The sequence below is a fragment of the Frankia sp. CcCS3 genome, assembly GCF_977927575.1.
Genome location: NZ_CDWRCL010000309.1, coordinates 1403 through 4227, shown reverse-complemented (window position 1 = coordinate 4227; position 2825 = coordinate 1403). Strand labels below are relative to the sequence as shown.

Annotated in this window: 1 protein-coding gene and 1 pseudogene; one reads left to right on the top strand and one right to left on the bottom strand. The window is 64.8% G+C overall.

Annotation, left to right across the window (positions count from 1 at the left end):
- The coding region (locus tag AC08OQ_RS18415; RefSeq protein ID WP_476612251.1) for an aminotransferase class I/II-fold pyridoxal phosphate-dependent enzyme at positions 1–1007 on the top strand (1007 nt) is incomplete at its 5' end.
- A 389-nt stretch (positions 1008–1396) separates the two neighbouring features.
- Here AC08OQ_RS18415 and AC08OQ_RS18410 read toward each other — a convergent pair.
- Positions 1397–2370, bottom strand: a pseudogene (locus AC08OQ_RS18410) (acetyl-CoA C-acyltransferase); the annotation flags it as partial.
- Between the last annotated feature and the right edge of the window lie 455 nt (positions 2371–2825).

Sequence of the window (2825 nt, the reverse complement as noted above, 5' to 3'; positions counted from 1 at the left end):
CCTATGGCCTGGTCGTCGACGGCTCCCGAGTGGTTCAGGGCGTCGCCCGGCCACACCTGGAACTGGAGGCGCTGGTCGCTGAGATCACCGGCCGGCAGAAAGCGCTCACCTTCGCCACCGGACTGCTGGCCAACGTCGGATTCGTGCACGCGATGAGCGCCAGGTTCTCGTTCAACAACCAGCCCGGCGTGGACAACGCCGACACGGTGTTCGTGCTCGACCGGGACAGCCACTGGAGCATGTGGAAGGCCGTTGAGCGATTCAAGTTCGGACGTAACATGATCGCCTTCCGCCACAATGACATTGCCGATCTCAGGCAGGTGCTGGAGAACCTCCGCGGCCGGCGGGTCGTTGTCGGATTCTTGACCGTGTACTCCGACGGCTCGATGGCTCCGGTCGGCGAGATCCTCGACCTGTGCGACGAGTTCGGCGCGGTCAGCTTCGTCGACGACGCGAACGGCTTCATGGTCTACGGCAACGGCGGCCACCGGTTCGCCGCTGAATACGAGGAGCTGCGCCGGGCGACTTTCCTGATGGTGTCGTTCGGCAAGTCCATCGGCTTGGGCGGTGGCGCCCTCGCGGGACCGGCCGACGCTCTTGATGCGTTCCGCTTTCTGTCGGGCACGTCGGTGTTCACCAACAACATTCAGCCGCCGACCGCCGGCGCCATCGTCCATGTGCTGCGCCGGATGAGACAAGACCCGTCGGTGATGGAACGCTACCTCGACCGAGTCGACCGGCTGCGGGAGCGACTGCTCGGGATCGGCTGCACCATCAACGCCACGCCGACCTACGTCACATCGATCTCGGTGGGCTCGAACCACACCGCCGTACGCGTCCGGCAGGACTTCCTCGATCGCGGGTATCTGGTACCGATGTTCGGCTACCCGGCGGTGAACAAGAACCAGGCCGTGATCCGACTGATGGTGAACAACCGACTGTCCAACGAACACCTGGATGGCTTCGTCGACACACTCGCCGAGCTCAAGCAGAAGTACGAGTTCTGAACCGGCGCTGCTCGGTCGTCCGCGAGCCGGCACCGGCAGGGCCAGAGCCGGTACCGTCCGCGGCATCCTCCAGGGCGGCCGGGGGCACGGGACGAGTCAGGGGATCATACGGCCCTGGCGATCTGATCACGGCTTGCGAGTACAGATAGGCGCGATCTTGACACTCTCACCTGACGAGCGGGTCAGCCGGACCGCCGCTGATGCGATGAAGGGGCGGGAACCTGTCCTCTTATTCGCAGGATCTCGTCGTCCGGTTCGGGTGCGGTAGGCCTGTGTCGAGCAGCGGGGTGGAACGGGCCAGCACGATGTGCTAGGAGCGTGCGGCCTGGCTGAGCCGCCGCGGCCGGCAAGGGATCGGCCGGCCGGCCAGCCCGGCGCAGGGGAAGACCAACGCCGAGCTCACGCTGGAACGCGCAGTATGAGAGCTTCTCCTTGGCCACCGCCGCGAACGCCTCGTTGATCTCGTAGAGGTTCACGTCCGCGGGGGTCAGCCCCTCCTTGCGCAACGCGGCCGCGATCGCGTTCGCGGGTTGGGACAGCAGCGAGGCGTCCGGGCCCGCGACAAAGCCATGGTGACCGATCTCAGCGAGCACGGGGAGACTGAGCTCGTTCGCCTTCACCCGGCTCATGACGACGACGGCCGCGGCACCGTCGGAGATCTGGGAAGCCGAGCCGGCGGTGATCGTGCCGTTCGGGGCGAACGCGGGGCGCAGCCTGGCCAGCGCCTCCGCCGTGGTGTCACCCCGCACGCCCTCGTCCTGCGTCACCAGCACAGGCTTGCCACGGCGCTTGGGCACCTCGACCGGGACGATCTCGTCATCAAGACGATCTCGTCATCGAACAGACCGTTCCTCATGGCAGCGGCGGCGCACCGGTGCGACCGCGCGGCGAACTCATCCTGCTCGGCTCGGCTGATGCCCTGACCCTCCATGTGTCGCTCAGTGGAGGGTCCCATGCCCGTCCAGTCGAAGGCGCAGAAGAGAGCGTCACTAACGGTGGCGTCGAGAACTACGGCGTTGCCGTAGCGGACGCCGGCGCGCAGGGAGGGCAACAGGTGCGGTGCCCCCGTCATCGACTCCATGCCACCCACGACGACGACGTCGTACTCGCCGCTTGCGATGAGGCTGGCCGCCAGCACGATCGCGTCGAGGCCGGACAGGCACACCGCGTTCACCGTGCGCGCCGGGACGTTCATCGGAACACCGCCCCGGACGGCGGCCTGCCGTGCAGTGTTCTGCCCCTGGCCCGCCTGGATGACGCGACCCATGATCACATAGCCGGCCCGCTCACCGCCGATGCCGGCTTTCGCCAACACAGCCTCGATCGCGAAACCGGCGAGGTCCACGGCGGAGAAAGTCTTCATCGCTCCGGACAACTTGCCGATCGGAGTCCGCGCGCCGGCGACGATGACAGCACTGTTGTGCCTGTTGGAGAAGTCATAGCCCTAGACTGCACGAATATTCTGGAGCCAAGACGTTTTCTGGATAGTTCGCTTTTTGCGTGTTCTGTGCATCGAGATTGGAACGCAGATCGCACAGCGGTGAGCTGCAGGAATAAGCCGGGAAGCCGACACTTTCCGTGAGAATTTCTCTTTTTGTGTGTTCTGTGCTCTCCGGGCATGGGATCTCGATTTTGCGATTTTACCTCGCGAAAACACCGCCGAAAAAATGCTTCCGCACAAAAGGAGCGCGAGCGTGCCTAGTTGCACGCATTACCCGCGGCGCAGCCGTATGGTTGTAGTCGACTTAATCGCTCACTACCCGATCATCGCGGGAGAGCTTACCGATGAATGGACGGCAAAGGGCCGCCCACATCTAT